Origin of the sequence: Mesorhizobium sp. M4A.F.Ca.ET.090.04.2.1, assembly GCF_003999085.1 — a bacterium.
Lineage (GTDB): Bacteria > Pseudomonadota > Alphaproteobacteria > Rhizobiales > Rhizobiaceae > Mesorhizobium.
The window spans coordinates 1-2,330 of record NZ_RZOT01000716.1 but is presented as its reverse complement, the minus strand read 5'-3'; the positions used below and the strand labels follow the sequence as shown (position 1 = coordinate 2,330).

The 2,330-nt window shown below is 59.4% G+C and carries 3 protein-coding genes; all 3 read right to left on the bottom strand.

All coding sequences use genetic code 11. From position 1 onward, the window contains the following. Positions 1–566: CmpA/NrtA family ABC transporter substrate-binding protein (locus EN781_RS30885; protein WP_189347948.1), on the bottom strand; the 566-nt coding region annotated here is incomplete at its 3' end. A gap of 2 nt (positions 567–568) precedes the next feature. Then, positions 569–1,171: an ANTAR domain-containing response regulator gene (locus EN781_RS30880; protein ID WP_006325302.1), complete on the bottom strand. Its 603-nt coding sequence runs from the start codon at positions 1,169–1,171 to the stop codon at positions 569–571. Between the two features lie 789 nt (positions 1,172–1,960). After that, the coding region (locus EN781_RS30870; RefSeq protein ID WP_281034412.1) for a DpnI domain-containing protein at positions 1,961–2,330 on the bottom strand (370 nt) is incomplete at its 5' end.

The window sequence follows — 2,330 nt, the reverse complement described above, 5'->3', positions numbered from 1 at the left end:
CAGTAGCCGTCGATGCGGCCGGCGGCCAGCGCATCGGCCATGAAGGGCGGCGGCACGATGACGATCTCGATGTCGCGCTCGGGATCGATGCCGCAGGCGGCGAGCCAGTAGCGCAGTTCGTAGTTATGCCCGGAATGCGGATGCACGACGGCGAAGCGCAGCGGCTCGCTCCCCGTGGTGGCCCGCCCGCGGATCAGCGCGCCAAGAGCGGCCCCTGCCCGCGCGGGATCGAGATCGGGTTCCGCGCCATGCGCCGCCATGCCGTCCCAGACGACATTGGAGACTGTGACGCAATTGCCGCCGAGGCTGAGCGAGAACGGAACAATGGTTTCGGAGGCGATCGGCGTGAGGCCGAGGCTGCAGGCCAGCGGCATCGGCCCCAGCATGTGCGCCAGATGGAAATGGCCGATGGCGATGCGGTCGCGGATGTTGGCCCAGGAGGTCTCGCGATGCAGCGTCAGCTCGATACCCTCGCGCGCGGCAAAGCCCAGTTCGCCGGCCGCCACCAGCACGGCGCTGTCGAAAAGCGGCATGAAGCCGGCGGTGATCTGGTGCGTCGCTGCCATGCCTATTCGTCCTCCAGCGGCCCGAGCAGTCCGGCGGCGGTCACCAGGCTCTGGGCGATGTCGCTGATCTTGCGGTTCTGGTTCATCGCCGTCTTGCGCAGCAGCGTGTAGGCCGCCTCCTCGCTGAGACCCCGCGATTTCATCAATATGCCTTTGGCGCGATCGATGACCTTGCGGCTCTCCAGCTCGCTGCGGGCCTCCTCCAGTTCGCGCGCCATGCGCGAGAAGGCGTTGAAGCGGCTCACCGCCATGTCGAGGATCGGCTTGACCCGCTCTTGCCTGAGACCGTCGACGACATAGGCCGACACGCCGGCATCGACCGCCGCCTCGATCGAGGCCTGGTCGGAACGGTCGACGAACATGGCGATCGGCCTCTTCACCGCGCGCGACAGCTGGAACATGTTTTCGAGCATGTCGCGGTTGGGGTTTTCGAGATCGATGACGATGACGTCCGGTTCGATCTCGGCAATGCGCCGCGCGATGCCGGCGACATCATGGATGACCGTCACCCGCTCATGCCCGGCCTCCCGCAGCCCGGCCTCAATAATCGAGGCGCGGATGCGGTTTTCGTCGATCACAAGAACGGCGAGCGAGGAACGGACCATCGCTCCAATATGTCGAAGCGGGGGGATTGTGCAATGCGGGATGGCGAGCCGCCATGCCTTGGCAGGCCTATGGAGGCGGACGCTGGAAATGGACAGCTGTGATTTTGGAGGCATCGAAACAAACGTTTCGCGTGGTTTTTTGTTAGCCGCATCTACAAGTTGCGTGCGCCGATCGAACTCCCCTTGCGCGCGCAGATAGGTCGCGCCATGAGTGCTTTGGGGGAAATCTCAAATGAAGCTGAGCGTTGGTGGCCGCTATTTCTGTTTTCTGGCTGCGCGTCGGTAGTGCGCGGAGCTACAGAGAAGTCTCTGTAAATTCAGAACCGTCGGACGCGGGGATAAGAACGTCTGTAGGGCATTCATGCCCCCTTTTCTCCGTGCACCGTCGAAGTAAGTCGAAAAGAAGGTTTTGCGGCCTTTGAATGGGCAGCAATAGGATCGAATCGAACCTTCCTTTCGACTGTTGTTGTTCGCGGACGACGCCTTAGTTCGCTATAGCCTCGATAAATCGCTTCGCTAACGCGTCGCTAGCGAAGCGCCCGATCTCTTCGTAATCGGGGCGATCTTCTGCAATATCTGGAGACCTTAAGACGACGAAAGCACCCGCATCCGGCACAATGAGAAGCGTGAGGTCTTCACTTTCGATTGGAGCAGCATGACGAGCGCCGCAGCTTGGACAGTCGTCATCGCACATGCATGACCACTCGTCGACCCAATGTTCGCCGCAGCCGTTGCATTCATAATGGTTTGCGTACCAAGACATTTAGGCGTTGTCCCTTTGCTCGGTCTTCAAAAGCTCTCTTTCCTCAGGCGATAGCGGCCGCGGGCCACAAACTCGAGATATCCGTTGTCTCTGAGGAACTGCAATTGCTGACGAATCTTTGGTCTCACATTTCTGTTGTTTGGGTATAGAGCGCTCAGTTTCCTTTCGAACGCATAGACTTGTTCGATATCGAAATCAGTCGCACCGATCATATCGACACATCTCATTACTTCAATTAGCCAGCCACGAGCATCTGCCTTTTCCTCACGAAGAAAAAGGGTGTGCTGCCATTTTGCGACAACGACCTCTTTAGGGATCGGAATGCTGTTCCTAACCAAAAATATTCGGCCCGCATCCGGAATGCGGTCGAGCAAAATATTGGAACCAACCCAACCC

Bases quoted from the DNA above. Each gene is read 5' to 3' on its own strand.
- EN781_RS30880 (WP_006325302.1), bottom strand. From the start codon at position 1,171: ATGGTCCGTTCCTCGCTCGCCGTTCTTGTGATCGACGAAAACCGCATC.